Source organism: Croceicoccus sp. BE223, assembly GCF_031457155.1.
GTDB lineage: Bacteria > Pseudomonadota > Alphaproteobacteria > Sphingomonadales > Sphingomonadaceae > Croceicoccus.
Window position 1 is genome coordinate 578,712 of the sequence record NZ_JAVDWB010000002.1, and the last position, 14,314, is coordinate 593,025.

Genomic DNA, 14,314 nt, shown 5'->3' on the forward strand with positions numbered 1-14,314 from the left:
AAGCTCACTCGGCCTTGTCGTCGGTCGAGCGCGTCGGCTCGTCCGTCTTCTTGCCCGGGCCCCTCGCCGAACCCTTGACGGTCTTGCCCTTGCGCGACTTGACCACCTTGGGAGCGGCAGGCGTGAGTTCGAAGGCGAGCACCGGCTTGCCGTCTTCCTCGCGGGTCGAGACGTGGACCTCGCCGCCCTGTGCCAGTTTGCCGAACAAGAGCTCTTCGGCCAGCGGCTGCTTGACCTTCTCCTGGATCAGGCGGCTCATCGGCCTTGCGCCATAAAGCTTGTCGTAGCCGCGATCCGCCAGCCACGAACGCGCGTCGCTGTCGAACTGGATGTGCACGTTCTGATCGGCCAGTTGCATCTCGAGCTGGAGGATGAACTTGTCGACCACCCGGCTGACGATTGCCTTGCCGAGATAGGCGAACGGCACGATGGCATCGAGGCGATTGCGGAATTCGGGGGTGAAGAGCTTCTTCACCGCATCGTCGCCCGCATCCGCCTTCGACACGTCGCCGAAGCCGATGCCGCTCTTGGCCATGTCTGCCGCGCCCGCGTTCGTCGTCATGATCAGGACGACGTTGCGGAAATCGACGGTCTTGCCGTGGTGGTCGGTCAGCCGCCCGTTGTCCATCACCTGCAAAAGGATGTTGAACAGATCCGGGTGCGCCTTCTCGATCTCGTCGAGCAGCAGGACGCAGTGCGGCTGCTGATCGATCGCATCGGTGAGCAGGCCGCCCTGATCGAAGCCGACATAACCCGGAGGGGCACCGATCAGGCGGCTCACCGAATGGCGCTCCATGTATTCCGACATGTCGAAGCGTTGCAACGGGATGCCCATGATGTCGGCCAGCTGGCGCGCCACCTCGGTCTTGCCGACGCCGGTCGGGCCGCTGAACAGGAACGAGCCGATCGGCTTGTCCGCATCGCGCAGGCCTGCCCGCGAGAGCTTCATCGCGGTGGAGAGCACCTCGATCGCCTTGTCCTGCCCGAAGACTACCTGCTTCAGGTCGCGCTCGAGATGTTCGAGAACCTTCTTGTCGTCCTTCGACACCGACTTGGGCGGGATGCGCGCCATGGTCGAGATGACCTGCTCGATCTCGCGAGAGGTGATCGTCTTGCGCCGCTTCGATGGCGGCACCAGCATCTGCATCGCGCCAACTTCGTCGATCACGTCGATCGCCTTGTCGGGCAGCTTGCGGTCGTTGATATACCGGGCCGACAATTCGACCGCGGTCTTGATCGCGTCGGGCGTGTACTTGACCTGGTGGTGTTCCTCGAAGGCGGAGCGCAGGCCCTTGAGGATCTTGATCGTGTCCTCGACCGTCGGCTCGTTGACGTCGATCTTCTGGAACCGGCGCAGCAGCGCCCGGTCCTTTTCGAAGTGGTTGCGGAACTCCTTGTAGGTGGTCGAACCGATGCAGCGGATCGCGCCGCTGGACAGCGCGGGCTTCAACAGGTTGGACGCGTCCATCGCGCCGCCGCTGGTCGCGCCCGCCCCGATGACGGTGTGGATCTCGTCGATGAACAGGATCGCCTCCGGCATCTTCTCGAGCTCGTTGACGACCTGCTTCAGGCGCTCCTCGAAATCGCCGCGATAGCGGGTGCCGGCCAGCAGCGCGCCCATGTCGAGCGAGTAGATGACCGCGTCGATCAGGACTTCGGGCACGTCGCCTTCGACGATCTTGCGGGCGAGGCCCTCGGCGATGGCGGTCTTGCCGACGCCCGGATCGCCGACATAGAGCGGGTTGTTCTTCGAGCGGCGGCACAGGATCTGGATGGTGCGATCCACTTCCGGCCCGCGACCGATCAGCGGATCGACCTTACCGGCCAGCGCCTTCTCGTTGAGGTTGACCGTGAACTGGTCGAGCGCGGAATCCTTCTTGCCCTTGCCGCTCTCGGCCTTCTCCTCCTGCTTGGCCTCTTCCTCCTGCGTGCCCTTGGGAGTCCGCTGTTCGACGGCGCGGCCCGACTTGCCGATGCCGTGGCTGATGTAGCTCACCGCGTCGAGGCGGCTCATGTCCTGCTGCTGCAGGAAATAGACGGCATAGGAATCGCGTTCGGAGAACAGGGCGACCAGCACGTTGGCGCCGGTCACGGTGTCCTTGCCGCTCGACTGCACGTGCAGGATCGCGCGCTGGATCACCCGCTGGAACCCGGCGGTGGGCGAGGGGTCGGCCTTGTCCGCAGTCTTCAGCGACTGGTATTCCTGGTCGAGGTACTGCTTCACCACATTGCCCAGTTCGGGCAGGTCGACGCCGCACGCTTCCATCACCTGCGCCGCATCCGGATCGTCGACGAGAGCGAGCAGGAGATGTTCCAGCGTCGCATACTCGTGGCTGCGTTCCGCCGCGTTGGCGAGAGCCGAGTGGAGCGTCTTTTCGAGGCTCTGGGCAAATGATGGCATCGTGAAAGGCCCTTTCTGTGCCTAGGAAGCGGTGCCCATAACCAGTCTACCGGAGTCGTCTGAACGAACGGCAAACGGAATGGTTGCTGCAATGCAGCACGATTGCTGCACCTGCGTAAAGAAAAATGCGACGATTGCAGGTCGACCCGCCGAAGTCCGGCAAGGCGACGTTCCGGTCACGCCGGTGGCTCGACCGGCCTGGTCGCGAAGAGTGCGTCGGCGGCAAGGCGATGCGCGGCGGCCTTTGCGCCGTGCGCCTTGACGCGGGCGATTTCCGCTTCGAGCTGCGCGATGCGAACGTCCATCTCGTCCTGCGAATAGCTGTCCAGGCTTTCGCTGGCGAGGCGGCTGGCGTTGTCGCCGCGGATACGGGGGCGATCGTCGTCGTCCATCTTACGATGCCAATCTTGGGTCTCGATGGCTTGCTGTCAACGGGTGGCGCTAGTAGTCCACCGTTTGGCGCTGGAACGACCGGATGGGGCCGGCCGCTTCGGGGGCGTCGACAAGGGGATGACGCGAGTGCCTGATACGACCGTGCCGGAAACCATGACCGCGATCCTGTGCGACGGGGCCGGGGGGCCCGAAGTGCTGGTCCCGCGCGAGATCGACGTTCCTCGGCCCGGCGCCGGGCAGGTGCTGATCAGGGTGGCGCACGCCGGGGTGAACCGCCCTGACGTGATGCAGCGCAAGGGGCTTTATCCCCCGCCGCCGGGTGCGCCAGAGGTTCCGGGACTGGAGATTGCGGGGACCGTGGCGGCTGTCGGCGAAGGGGTGGGGCCGGAACTGGTCGGCACGCGCCAATGCGCGCTTGTCATCGGCGGCGGGTATGCCGAGTACTGTCTTGCCGAAGCGGGTCACTGTCTCCCGGTTCCCGAAGGGCTTTCGCTGGCCGAGGCAGCGGCGATTCCCGAAACGCTCTTCACCGTCTGGCACAACGTCTTCGAACGCGGGCTGGCGGCAGAGGGCGACTGGCTGCTGGTCCACGGCGGCACCAGCGGCATCGGCACGATGGCGATCAAGCTGGCGGTCCTGTTCGGCATCCGCATCATCGTGACCTGCGGCGATGCGGCCAAGTGCGAGGCCGCCCGCAAACTGGGCGCGCATCACGCGATCGACTACAGGAAGCAGGACTTCGTCGAGGAGGTGAGGCGCATCACCGACGGCCGCGGTGTCGATGTCGTGCTCGACATGATCTCCGGCGATTACGTCGCCCGCAACATCGACTGCATGGCCGAAGACGGCCGCCACGTGACGATCGCGGTGATGGGCGGGGTCAAGGCCTCGATCCCGATGCACAAGGTTCTCACCAGGCGCCTGACCCTGACGGGATCCACGCTGCGCCCGCGCCCGAAAGCGTTCAAGACGGCGGTCGCCGACGAGATCCGCGGCTCGGTCTGGCCCTTCGTCCAGTCAGGCCAGCTCCGCCCCGCGATGGACACGAGCTTCCCCCTGCGCGATGCGGCCAGCGCCCATGCGCGGATGGATGGCGGCGAGCATATCGGCAAGATCGTGCTCGATATCTGAGCGTTGTTGGAAGCGGCGCAGGGACTGCAAAGTGCCGGCCCTGCACTGCGCCCTTGCCGAAAGGGCGCGCTTCCCCTAAATCGGGCAGGCAAGCGGCCGCTCCGGTAAGGGGCGGCCCTTATCGTATCTGCCGCCCGCGCGCATCGCTGATGCCGGTGCCGGGCCCGTACTCGAGAGGTGCTCCCGTGAGCCAGAATCAAGCCACTCCCCTGATGCCGCACGCGACGGCCAGCTGGTTGGTCGACAATACCGGCCTGACCTTCGAACAGATTGCCGATTTCTGCGGCCTCCACATCCTCGAGGTCCAGGCCATGGCCGACGATCTCGCCGGCGCGAAATACACCGGTCGCGATCCGGTGCGTTCGGGCGAACTGACGAACGAGGAGATCGAGAAGGGCCAGGCCGATTCGACCTACAAGCTCCGGATCCACAAGGCGCCGGTGCAGATCTCGCGTACGAAGGGCCCGCGCTACACCCCGGTGTCGAAGCGCCAGGACAAGCCCGACGGCATCGCCTGGATCCTGCGCAACCACCCCGAGATGTCGGACGCGCAGATCGGCAAGCTGATCGGCACGACCCGCAACACCATCGCCGCGATCCGCGAGCGGTCGCACTGGAACATTCAGAACATCAATCCCAAGGATCCGGTGACGCTGGGCCTGTGCTCGCAGCGCGAACTCGACGCCGCTGTCGGCAAGGCCGCAAAGAAGGCCGGGATCGAGGCCGAATCGGTGCCCGATTCGAAGCTGGTCGACGATCGCCAGGCGCTGATCGACGAGCTGAAGAAGGAGCGCGAAGACGCCGCGCGCGCCGCTGTCGTCGCCGCACAGGAGGCCGAGGCCGAAGCCTGGCTCGCCGCGCGCCGCGAGGAAGGAACGTCGGAATAAACATCGACGCCGCGGTGCCGTAACGGCAGCCTCGGCGCCGTCGCCCGCTTCTGCAAAAGACCCGGCCCGCTTCGCTGCGGTGCCGGGTTTTTTGCTGTGCGCGCAAGACGGACGGCTTGCCGCCGGCGGGATAACAGTCCACAATAACTGACATGAATGTAAGTAGCATGGAGAGCGTGCTTCCCGGCGAATGGCCCCGCAGCGGGCCCGGGGAAGGCGAACCGCACAACTATCGGCATCCGATCGCGTGGAGCAGCGCGTTCGAACCCCTGTCGGTCCCCGACCTGTTCGCCCGCGGCGTCGCGCTGGGCGGCACGAAAAAGATCGTCGATTTCTACGGACGGCGCACGAGTTATGCGGAGATGGACGCCGAAGTCGCGCGCGTCGCCCATGCGCTGCAGCGGGCGGGCGTGGGGAAGGGCGACCGTGTCGGCCTGTTCCTGCCCAACGTCCCCGTTTACATCGCGGCCTATTACGGAATACTGCTGGCCGGCGCGACGGCGGTGAATTTTTCCCCGCTCTACACGGTCGAGGAACTGGCCGCGCAGGTCGAGGATTCGGGCGTGACGATGCTGTTCACGATCGATTCGGCGGCGCTGCTGCCGACGGCGCTCAAGGTCATGGATTGCTCGCGGCTGGAAAAGGTCGTCGTCCAGGGGCTGGCCGACATGCTGCCCCGGATGAAGGCGACGCTGCTGCGCATTTTCGGTCGCAAGCAGGTCACCCCGCTTCCCGACGATCCGCGCGTGGTACGCTACGACCGTTTCGTCGCGGGTTGCGACCGGCCGGCGCCTGTCGCCATCGATCCGGTCAGCGACGTGGCCCTGCTGCAGTACACCGGCGGCACCACCGGGCGGCCCAAGGGCGCAATGCTGACGCATCAGAACATTACCGCCAACGCCCGGCAGACCTTGCGCGTCGATGCCCACAGGGGCGAGCGCGACATCATGCTGGGTGTGTTGCCGCTGTTCCACATCTTCGCCAACATCGTGGTGCTCAATCGCACCGTGCTCGACGGCGGGATGATCGTCATGCTGCCGCGTTTCGACGCGCGCCAGACGCTGCAGGCGCAGACGCGGGTGCGCGCAACCTCGATGCCGGGCGTCCCGACGATGTACCAGGCGCTGCTCGACCATCCCGACGTGGCCAAGACCGACTTCGCGTCGCTGCGTGTCTGCATTTCGGGTGGGGCACCTCTGCCCCTGCCGCTGAAGCGCCGGTTCGAGGCGGCGACCGGCGCGCACGTCGTCGAGGGCTATGGCCTCACCGAATCGGGCATCGTCTCGACCAACCCCTTCGATGGGCGCGAGTTCGAGCGGCCCGGCACGATCGGGCAACCCCTGCCCGGCACGCGGGTCCGCCTGCTCGACAAGGAGGATCCGTCGCGCCTCGCTTCGCCTGGCGAACCGGGCGAGCTCGCGATCTGCGGCCCCCAGACGATGCTCGGCTATTGGCGCCGGCAAGATGCGGGCGACGTCTTTGCCGACGGCTACTTGCGCACCGGCGACGTCGCGACGATCGATGCCGACGGTTTCATCACCATTGTCGACCGGATCAAGGACATGATCAGCGTCGGCGGCTTCAAGGTCTTCCCCAGCCAGATCGAGGACGTGATCCTGGCCCGCGACACCATTCGCGAGGCGCTGGTGATCGGCGTTCCCGACGACTACCTGGGCGAAGTGCCCAAGGCCTATGTCACCCTGAACGAAGGTGCCGAGGAAACCGCCGAGGGGCTGCGCAACTGGATCAACGCGCAAGTCGGCAAGCACGAGCGGCTGCGCGCGGTCGAGATCCGCGACGAACTGCCCAAGACGATGATCGGCAAGCTCGACCGCAAGGCCCTTCGCGCCGAGATCGCCGCCGGCTGAGCGGTAGAACGGACGGGGCCCAAACGAACGGGCCCGCCACCTTGCGGCAGCGGGCCCGGTCGGTTCACAGGTCCAGGATCAGTTGGCGAGGCTGAGAACCGGTTCCTCGGTCTTCTTCATGCCGTTCTGAGGGCGCTGGGCAAAGCGCCCTTCGACCATCGCGCCCTGCTCGATGGTCAGCGTGTCGTAGAACACGTCGCCGGTGATCTTCGCGCTCTTCAGCACGACGAGCGTCTTGGCGGTGATTGCCCCCTCGATGGTGCCGGCCAGCCGCGCCGAATCGGCGGTGATCGAACCCTTGATGACGCTCGACTGGCCCTGCACCAGCGAACCGCAGGTGATGTCGCCTTCCACTCCGCCGTCGATGTGCAGGTCCTCGCTGGCGCTGATGTCGCCCTTGATCTTCAGGTCGGCGCCCAGCACCGAGAACGTGGAATTGGTCGCCACGGGATTAGCTGTCCTTTGCGGGCGCGAAGGCTCCGCGCTTCTGTCGTTCCTTGAGAACACGTTTGGCTCCGAGCAGGCTTGCGCCCTTTTCCAGCATGGGACGCGGATTCACCGCGCGATCGTTGATGCGAACTTCGAAATGGAGATGCGGCCCGGTCGAGCGCCCGGTCGAGCCGATCAGGCCGACGACGTCGCCGGCATCGACCGGCTGGCCGACGCGGGCCTTGAACCGGGACATGTGGGCGTAGCGGGTCATCAGACCGTTGCCGTGGCTGATCTCGATGACGTTGCCGTAACCGCCCTTCTGTCCGACGAAGCTGACCTTGCCCTTGGCCGCGGCATGAATCGGCGTGCCGACAGGACCGCGGAAGTCGAGCCCGGCGTGCATCGCCGCGTGGCCATTGAACGGATCGCGGCGATAACCGAAGCCCGAGGAAATCATGTCGATGCTGGCAGGAAGGACATTGGGGATCCCGGCAAGTCCACGCTCCAGCGCGCTCATCCGCGCGAGCGACAGGCCCAGCTTCTCGAATCGGGGGTCGATCGCTTCTGCGCCGGCAAAGGCCTCGAACGGACCGCCCATGGCCGAACGATCGGCGTGGCGCACGATCGCCACCGGGTCCAGGCCGATACCGCGGATCGCCGCGGCCGCCTTGGCCGCGCGCTTGTCGGCCAGTCGGGTCAGGCCTTCGACAAAGGCGACCTGGCGCGCCTCCATCCGGGCGACTCCTGCCGCTTCGGGGATGACCATGCTGACCTTGTCGACGGTGCGAGAGGTTTCGGCCGTGCTGTCCTGCACGCCCTTGACCGTGCCGGCAGCGGGCAGTTCGCCCAGGTGGTTCTCGACCATCTCGTCGATGAAATCCTGTCGGCGCGCCAAATCCTCTACGGTGCCGTCGAGATTGTCGCGATAGGCGGCGACGCGGCTTTCGGCGGTCGCGATGCGGGCTTCGCGCGAGGACAGCTCCTCGGCATTCTGGTGCTGCAGCACCTCGTTGGCGAGCGCCGCGGCCATCGTGCCGGTCCAGACAAGGGTCATCGCGGCAACCGTACCGGCGAGGCGCTTCTGGAATTTCCCGCTGATGCGGACGAAGCGGACCTGGCCTTGCGAGCGCATGATGAACTCGCGATCCGGAAACCAGTTCTGCAGGCGGGTGGATAACCCGCTGGCCGCCTTTTTCACACCAAGATCCCGTAATCCATCAAGCCAGGCTGGGGGTGCCCGGCTTTCCCGTCGGCGCTTTGGCTATCAGGGACGAGGTTAACGTCGAGTTCCGATTTCTTGCGACGGGATGAACCGTTGGGCTGTCGGGACGAGCCGAGACGATTTGCGGCAAAATTGTGGAAACCGCGGGAACAGAACTTGCCCGAACGTGTTTGGCCGAGCTGCTGACACCGATGTCGACAGAATCGACCCGCCCCGATTCTGCCGCAATCGCGAAAGCGACTGACAGCAGCCTGCGGCGGTGGTAACTGCGCGGCCATGACGACCACCGATACCATGACGCCCGAGACACCCGCCGCGGCCACCCTCTCCGCCGGTGCGCCGGACGTGGGCGCGGTCATTGCCGAACTGGCGGCACGCGCGCGCAGTGCGCAGCGTATTCTCGCCGGAATGTCGGATGCGACCAAGGCCGATGCCTTGCGCCGCGCCGCCGCCGCGCTGCGCGCAGATGCCGCCCTGATCCTCGAAGCCAATGCCAAGGACTTGGCCGCGGGGGAGGAGCGGGGGCTTTCGGGGGCGATGCTCGACCGGCTGCGGCTCGACGCGGCGCGGCTGGGCGGCATTGCCGACGCGGTGGAGCAGGTTGCCGGCTTGCCCGATCCGGTTGGCCAAGTCATCGACGCCGCCGAACGCCCCAACGGCCTCAGGCTCTCGCGCGTGCGGGTGCCCATCGGGGTCATCGGCATCATCTACGAAAGCCGCCCCAACGTGACCGCCGATGCAGCCTCGCTCTGCGTGCGGGCGGGCAACGCCACGATCCTGCGCGGGGGGAGCGAGGCGGTGCATTCCAACCGCGCGATCCTCGCCGCATTCCAGCGGGGCCTTGCCGCCGGTGGCGTGCCCGAAGACGCGGTGCAGCTTGTCCCGACACAGGATCGGGCCGCCGTGGGCGCACTGTTGCAGGCCGCCGATGGCGTCGACATGATCGTGCCGCGCGGCGGCAAGAGCCTCGTCGCCAGAGTGCAGGCCGAAGCGCGGGTCCCCGTGCTCGCCCACCTCGACGGCATCTGCCACACCTATGTCCACGCCGCCGCCGCGCCCGACATGGCCGAAGCGCTGGCGCTCAACGCCAAGATGCGCCGCACCGGCATCTGCGGCGCGATGGAGACGCTGCTGATCGACGCGGCCTATCCGGCGGGCGAGGCGCTTGTCGCGCGGCTGATCGACGCGGGCTGCGAATTGCGCGGCGATGGCCGGGCGCAGGCGCTCAACCCCGCCATCCTGCCGGCCAGCGACGAGGACTGGGACACCGAATACCTCGACGCGATCCTGTCGGTCGCGGTGATCGACGGGCTCGAACCCGCGCTGGAACATATCGCGGCGCATTCGTCGGGCCATACCGACGCCATCGTCACCGACGATGCAGCGGTCGCGGAGCGGTTCCTGAACGCGGTCGATTCCGCCATCGTCATGGCCAATGCCAGCAGCCAGTTCGCCGATGGCGGCGAATTCGGGCTGGGCGCGGAGATCGGCATCGCCACCGGCCGGCTGCACGCGCGCGGCCCGGTCGCGCTCGAAGGTCTTACGACCTACAAGTGGCAGGTCCGCGGCAACGGCCAGACCCGGCCCTGAACCGGCCCTCTCGCCAGTGACCGCGCCGATCTACACCGGCCTGCTTGGCGGAAGCTTCAATCCCGCGCATGGCGGTCATCGCCGCATCACCCTTTTCGCCATGGCCGCGCTGGGACTGGACGAGGCGTGGTGGCTGGTGTCCCCCGGCAACCCGCTCAAGCCCAAGGCGGGCATGGCGCCCCTCAACGCCCGCGTGGCGAGCGCCCGCCGCCAAGCGCGCCGCGCGCCGATCCGGGTGACCGCGATCGAGCGCGATCTGGGCACCGTCTATACCGAGGCGACGCTGACCGCGCTCGTCCGACGCTACCCCAAGCGCCGCTTCGTGTGGCTGATGGGCAGCGACAACCTGGCGCAATTCCACCGCTGGAAGAACTGGCGGAGGATAGCGCGGACCATGCCGATTGCGGTGATTGCCCGTCCGGGGTATGATGCGCAGGCCGTGACAAGCCCTGCCACGGCCTGGCTCCGGCCTTACCGGGTACCGGCCGCCAGATTGCGAAACCGGGAAAGTTGGAGCGCACCGGCACTGGTGTTCCTGGCATTCGATCCGGACAAGCGCTCGGCCACGGCCCGGCGCATGGCAGAGCCCGATTGGGCCGACGCCTGGCTTGCGGCCCGGCCCCGCGACGGGGTCACGCGCAGGTCCGTCTCGGGGGACCCGGCTTGAACCGCGCGCATCGCTGCGTGCCTTTCATGGTCCATTTCCGGTATCGTTCATCCTGCATGGTGCAGGAGGGAGTCCCGCGTTTCGCATTGACGTGGGCGCGACTCTCGTTGAAGGGCGCTGTCGAGGAGCCTACATCCATCTTATGAACACGGCCCAAGCCAAGCCGGCCTCGTCCGGCCTCCAGAACCAGACCCCGACGGGTCTGCCCACTTCCGTCAGCGGGATCGCCGACATCGATACCGTGCCCGGATCGCTCCACGCGCTGGTGCTCCAGTCGCTTGACGACGATCAGGCGCAGGACATCGTCTCGATTCCCCTTGCCGGCAAAAGCTCGATCGCGGACCACATGGTCATCGCGAACGGCCGCTCGAGCCGGCAGGTGACCGCGATGGCCCAGAAACTGGCCGAGCGGGTGAAGCACGAGGGTTTCGGCCCCGCGCGGATCGAGGGGCTGCCCGCCGCCGACTGGGTGCTGATCGACGCGGGCGACGTGATCGTCCACTTGTTCCGGCCCGAAGTGCGTTCGTTCTACAACCTGGAACGCATGTGGGGTTTCGGAGAGGGCGGCAGCGCCTGAACCCGCCCTGGCGCCGATGCCCGGACAAACCGCCAAGGTATAACCGGGCCACGCGCTGGACGACATTCGCGCGCGCGGTGTAACAGGCTCGCATGCGCCTGCACGTCATCGCTCGCGGCAAGATCGGCCGTTCGGCAGAGGCCGAGCTCGTCGCCCGCTATGCCAAGCGCGTGACCTGGCCCATGCAGTGGACCGAGCTGCCCGACGTGGGCGGCACCGTCCCGCCCCCGCTGTCTCCATGCCGAACGGTCCTGCTCGACGAACGGGGCAAGCCGATGTCGTCGGAGGATTTCGCCCGGCTCCTCGAACGCTGGCGCGACGACGGGATGCGCGAGGCACGCTTCCTGATCGGCGCGGCCGACGGCCATGGCGATGCCGCGCGGGCGGAGGCGGACCTGCTGCTCGGCTTCGGCCCGATGACCTGGCCGCACCTGATGGTTCGCGCGATGCTGGCCGAACAGCTGTGGCGCGCGACGAGCATCATCGCCGGCCATCCCTACCACCGGGCCGGATAGCGTTGCGGCGCTTGGTCCTGGCCGTGGCGCTTGCTGCCATTCCGGCCGTGGCGCTGGCTGCAACCACCGCCGACCGGCTGCGCGAGGTGGAGGCGGCCCGGCTTGCCGCCGAGCGCCAGGCAGCGCGCTTCGCCGACCAGTCCCGCCTGATCCAGGACCGCGCGTTGCGGCAGGAGGCCGAAGCGCGCCGTTTGACCGCCGAAATCGCGGAAGCCGAAAACCGGCTGGAGGCGGCACGGATTCGCGCCGGCACCGCGGAGGCGCGGCTCGCCGGGCTGCGCGACGGCCTCGCCTTGGGACAGGCACCGCTGACGCGGATGCTGGCGGCCCTGCAACGGCAGGCCCGCCGCCCCACGCTTCTGCTGGTGATGCGGCCCGGTTCGATCCGCGATTTCGTGAGGATGCGCGCCATGGTCGCCGGGTTGCAGCCGCAGATCGCGGCGCGCACCGCCTCGCTTAGGGCCGATCTGGCGCAGGCGCGCACCCTTGCCGCCGACGCCGAACGCGCCCGGGCGACGGGCGAAAAGGCTCGCTCCGACCTCTACGCGCGGCGCGAGGCCTTGGCCGAGAGCGGCGCGCAGGGCCGGATCACCGCGCAGCAACTGGCCCGGCAGGCGAACCGCGCGCGGCGCGACGCCACGCTCGCCGGGGCGCAGGCGCTGTCGATCGGGCAACTCGTCGCGGAAGAAACACAGGGACGGCGTACCCTCGCGCAGCTTTCGGCCCTGCCGGCGCCGAACCTGCTGGCCGGCGGGGACAGTGGGCCTGAGCGCAATGGACCTGAGCGCAAGGGGCCGAAGCCGCAAGTGCCGGTGGCGGGGCGTGTCCTCGCCGGGTTCGGAGAGCGCGACGCGGCTGGCGGACGCAGCAAGGGCATCACCATCGCCCCTGCCCCGAACGCGCCGGTCGGCGCGCCGCTGGCGGGCGAAGTCGCCTTTGCCGGTCCGTTTCGCGGCTATGGCACCGTCGTCATCCTGCGCCACGGCGACGGCCTGATCGGCATGCTCGCGGGCCTTGATCGCGCGGTGGTGGCGACCGGGGAGAAGGTGATGCAAGGCGAAGCCGTCGGCACCGCGCCGGCCCGCGATCCGGCCATCCTCTACGAATTGCGGCGGGGCCGGACGGCGATCCACCCGCTGCTACCCTGAACCGTTTAACGGCCGCCATCTGGCGTTCAGCGTTCACAGACTATACATTGCCTCGCAACAGGTCCCGCCCCGGATCGGCGGGTCACGCACAAGGACGACAATTGCCCATGGCTATCCGCTTCGCGCCTCTCCTGCGTACCGCAGCGCTCGTCACCGCGCTCGCGCTGCTGCCCGCGACGACGGCGGGTCTGGCCGCGGTGGACGCGCGCGGCGCCCCCGAATTTGGCAAGCTGATGGCGATCTACCAGCGGATCCAGGCCAATTACGTCGACCAGGTCGACAACGACAAGCTGCTGCGCGGCGCGATCGACGGCATGCTCGCCAGCCTCGATCCGCATTCGGCCTATCTCGACGCCACCGCCTTCGAAAGCCTGCGCACCCAAACAGAGGGCAGCTACGGCGGGCTCGGCCTGTCGGTGACAATGGAGGACGGGGTGGTCAAGGTGATCGCGCCGACGCGAGGCACCCCGGCCGACAAGGCGGGGGTGAAGGCCGGCGACTTCATCACCCACATCGACGGCAAGCTGATCTACGGCGGCACGCTGGACGAGGCGGTGGAGAGGATGCGCGGCGCGCCGGGCACCGCCATCGGGCTCACCATCTATCGGCCGGGCCGTGACGAACCGTTCGACGTCAAGGTGACCCGCGCCATCATCGATCTCCAGCCGGTCAGCTATACCGTCGACGGCAAGGTCGGTGTCATCACCGTCTCCTCCTTCAGCGCCAATGTCGGGCGCGAGGTCGAGAAGGCCCTGGCCGGCATCCGCAAGGACGTGGGCGGCGCGCCGCAGGGCATCGTCATCGACATGCGCTCCAACCCCGGCGGCCTGCTGGACGAGGCGGTGGCGATGAGCGACCTGTTCCTCGACAGCGGGCAGATCGTGTCGCAGCGCGGCCGTTTCGCGCGGGACAACGAAAGCTACATGGCGCGCAACGGCGACATCGCGCGCGGTGTGCCGATCGTCGTGCTGATCGATGCGGGCTCCGCCTCGGCGTCGGAAATCGTCGCCGGCGCGTTGCAGGATCATCATCGCGCGCTCGTCATGGGCCAGCGCAGCTTCGGCAAGGGCAGCGTCCAGACCCTGCTGCCGCTGACCCGCGACAGCGCGCTGAAGCTGACCACCGCGCGCTACTACACGCCGTCGGGGCGCTCGGTGCAGGAAGGCGGGATCGAGCCGGACATCGCGGTGCCGCAGATTTCCGATCCCGATGCCCGGCTACGCGCCGAACGGGCGATCCGCGAATCCGACTTGCGCGGGCACCTCATCAACGAACTGGACATGGACGACCGCGATCTCGAGCGTGACAAGATCGACGATCCGCGGTTCCAGATCTCGCCCGAGGAACTGGAAAAGCGCGGCATCAAGGATTTCCAGCTGCACTACGCAATCGATACCCTGCGCAACACCCGGCTGGCCCAGACGATGACCAGGCCCGCCGGGGCCAAGCCCGCGTCGCAGCGGCGCTGACCGCCAGAAGACGC

The 14,314-nt window shown here is 67.5% G+C and carries 13 protein-coding genes; 9 read left to right on the top strand and 4 right to left on the bottom strand.

All coding sequences use genetic code 11. The features are described from left to right. Positions 1-4: 4 nt before the first annotated feature. Positions 5-2,401 (bottom strand): ATP-dependent Clp protease ATP-binding subunit ClpA, encoded by a 2,397-nt coding sequence (clpA, locus tag J2X37_RS06785; RefSeq protein WP_310019217.1) that lies wholly within the window; start codon positions 2,399-2,401, stop codon positions 5-7. A gap of 176 nt (positions 2,402-2,577) precedes the next feature. After that, positions 2,578-2,793, bottom strand: coding sequence for a DUF1192 family protein (locus tag J2X37_RS06790; protein WP_310019220.1), 216 nt, complete (start codon positions 2,791-2,793; stop codon positions 2,578-2,580). A gap of 154 nt (positions 2,794-2,947) precedes the next feature. Here J2X37_RS06790 and J2X37_RS06795 point away from each other — a divergent pair, with 154 nt between their 5' ends. The 3 genes from J2X37_RS06795 to J2X37_RS06805 all read left to right on the top strand — a co-directional run bounded on the left by J2X37_RS06795 (position 2,948) and on the right by J2X37_RS06805 (position 6,680). Next, positions 2,948-3,925 carry an NAD(P)H-quinone oxidoreductase gene (locus tag J2X37_RS06795; RefSeq protein ID WP_310019549.1) on the top strand — a complete coding sequence of 326 codons (978 nt, stop codon included), beginning with the start codon at positions 2,948-2,950 and terminating at the stop codon, positions 3,923-3,925. Between the two features lie 212 nt (positions 3,926-4,137). Further along, on the top strand, positions 4,138-4,812 hold the full coding sequence (locus J2X37_RS06800) for a DUF1013 domain-containing protein (RefSeq protein WP_310019552.1): 675 nt from the start codon (positions 4,138-4,140) through the stop codon (positions 4,810-4,812). A 152-nt stretch (positions 4,813-4,964) separates the two neighbouring features. Continuing rightward, positions 4,965-6,680: a long-chain fatty acid--CoA ligase gene (locus J2X37_RS06805; RefSeq protein ID WP_310019222.1), complete on the top strand. Its 1,716-nt coding sequence runs from the start codon at positions 4,965-4,967 to the stop codon at positions 6,678-6,680. A 78-nt stretch (positions 6,681-6,758) separates the two neighbouring features. Here the strand turns inward: J2X37_RS06805 and J2X37_RS06810 are convergent, their stop codons facing one another. Next, positions 6,759-7,127, bottom strand: a complete 369-nt coding sequence (locus J2X37_RS06810) for a polymer-forming cytoskeletal protein (protein WP_310019224.1) — start codon at positions 7,125-7,127, stop codon at positions 6,759-6,761. A gap of 4 nt (positions 7,128-7,131) precedes the next feature. Beyond that, entirely contained in the window at positions 7,132-8,310 is a 1,179-nt protein-coding gene (locus tag J2X37_RS06815; protein WP_310019226.1) for a M23 family metallopeptidase, read from the bottom strand. Between the two features lie 318 nt (positions 8,311-8,628). Here J2X37_RS06815 and J2X37_RS06820 point away from each other — a divergent pair, with 318 nt between their 5' ends. From J2X37_RS06820 to J2X37_RS06845, 6 genes are all read left to right on the top strand, one after another. Continuing rightward, entirely contained in the window at positions 8,629-9,924 is a 1,296-nt protein-coding gene (locus tag J2X37_RS06820; RefSeq protein ID WP_310019555.1) for a glutamate-5-semialdehyde dehydrogenase, read from the top strand. Positions 9,925-9,940: 16 nt separating this feature from the next. Beyond that, positions 9,941-10,591 (top strand): nicotinate-nucleotide adenylyltransferase, encoded by a 651-nt coding sequence (locus tag J2X37_RS06825; RefSeq protein ID WP_310019228.1) that lies wholly within the window; start codon positions 9,941-9,943, stop codon positions 10,589-10,591. 142 nt (positions 10,592-10,733) lie between these two features. Continuing rightward, complete coding sequence (rsfS, locus tag J2X37_RS06830) at positions 10,734-11,168, top strand: ribosome silencing factor (protein ID WP_310019230.1); 435 nt, start codon at positions 10,734-10,736, stop codon at positions 11,166-11,168. Positions 11,169-11,260: 92 nt separating this feature from the next. After that, a complete protein-coding gene (locus tag J2X37_RS06835; protein WP_310019233.1) occupies positions 11,261-11,683 on the top strand; it encodes a 23S rRNA (pseudouridine(1915)-N(3))-methyltransferase RlmH in 423 nt (140 codons plus the stop codon). A gap of 47 nt (positions 11,684-11,730) precedes the next feature. Beyond that, on the top strand, positions 11,731-12,831 hold the full coding sequence (locus tag J2X37_RS06840) for a peptidoglycan DD-metalloendopeptidase family protein (RefSeq protein ID WP_310019235.1): 1,101 nt from the start codon (positions 11,731-11,733) through the stop codon (positions 12,829-12,831). 113 nt (positions 12,832-12,944) lie between these two features. Then, positions 12,945-14,300 (top strand): S41 family peptidase, encoded by a 1,356-nt coding sequence (locus J2X37_RS06845; protein WP_310019558.1) that lies wholly within the window; start codon positions 12,945-12,947, stop codon positions 14,298-14,300. Positions 14,301-14,314 lie beyond the last annotated feature (14 nt).

Bases quoted from the DNA above. Each gene is read 5' to 3' on its own strand.
- J2X37_RS06800 (WP_310019552.1), top strand. From the start codon at position 4,138: ATGCCGCACGCGACGGCCAGCTGGTTGGTCGACAATACCGGCCTGACC.
- J2X37_RS06820 (WP_310019555.1), top strand. From the start codon at position 8,629: ATGACGCCCGAGACACCCGCCGCGGCCACCCTCTCCGCCGGTGCGCCG.
- rsfS (WP_310019230.1), top strand. From the start codon at position 10,734: ATGAACACGGCCCAAGCCAAGCCGGCCTCGTCCGGCCTCCAGAACCAG.
- J2X37_RS06835 (WP_310019233.1), top strand. From the start codon at position 11,261: ATGCGCCTGCACGTCATCGCTCGCGGCAAGATCGGCCGTTCGGCAGAG.
- J2X37_RS06805 (WP_310019222.1), top strand. From the start codon at position 4,965: ATGAATGTAAGTAGCATGGAGAGCGTGCTTCCCGGCGAATGGCCCCGC.
- clpA (WP_310019217.1), bottom strand. From the start codon at position 2,401: ATGCCATCATTTGCCCAGAGCCTCGAAAAGACGCTCCACTCGGCTCTC.
- J2X37_RS06795 (WP_310019549.1), top strand. From the start codon at position 2,948: ATGACCGCGATCCTGTGCGACGGGGCCGGGGGGCCCGAAGTGCTGGTC.
- J2X37_RS06790 (WP_310019220.1), bottom strand. From the start codon at position 2,793: ATGGACGACGACGATCGCCCCCGTATCCGCGGCGACAACGCCAGCCGC.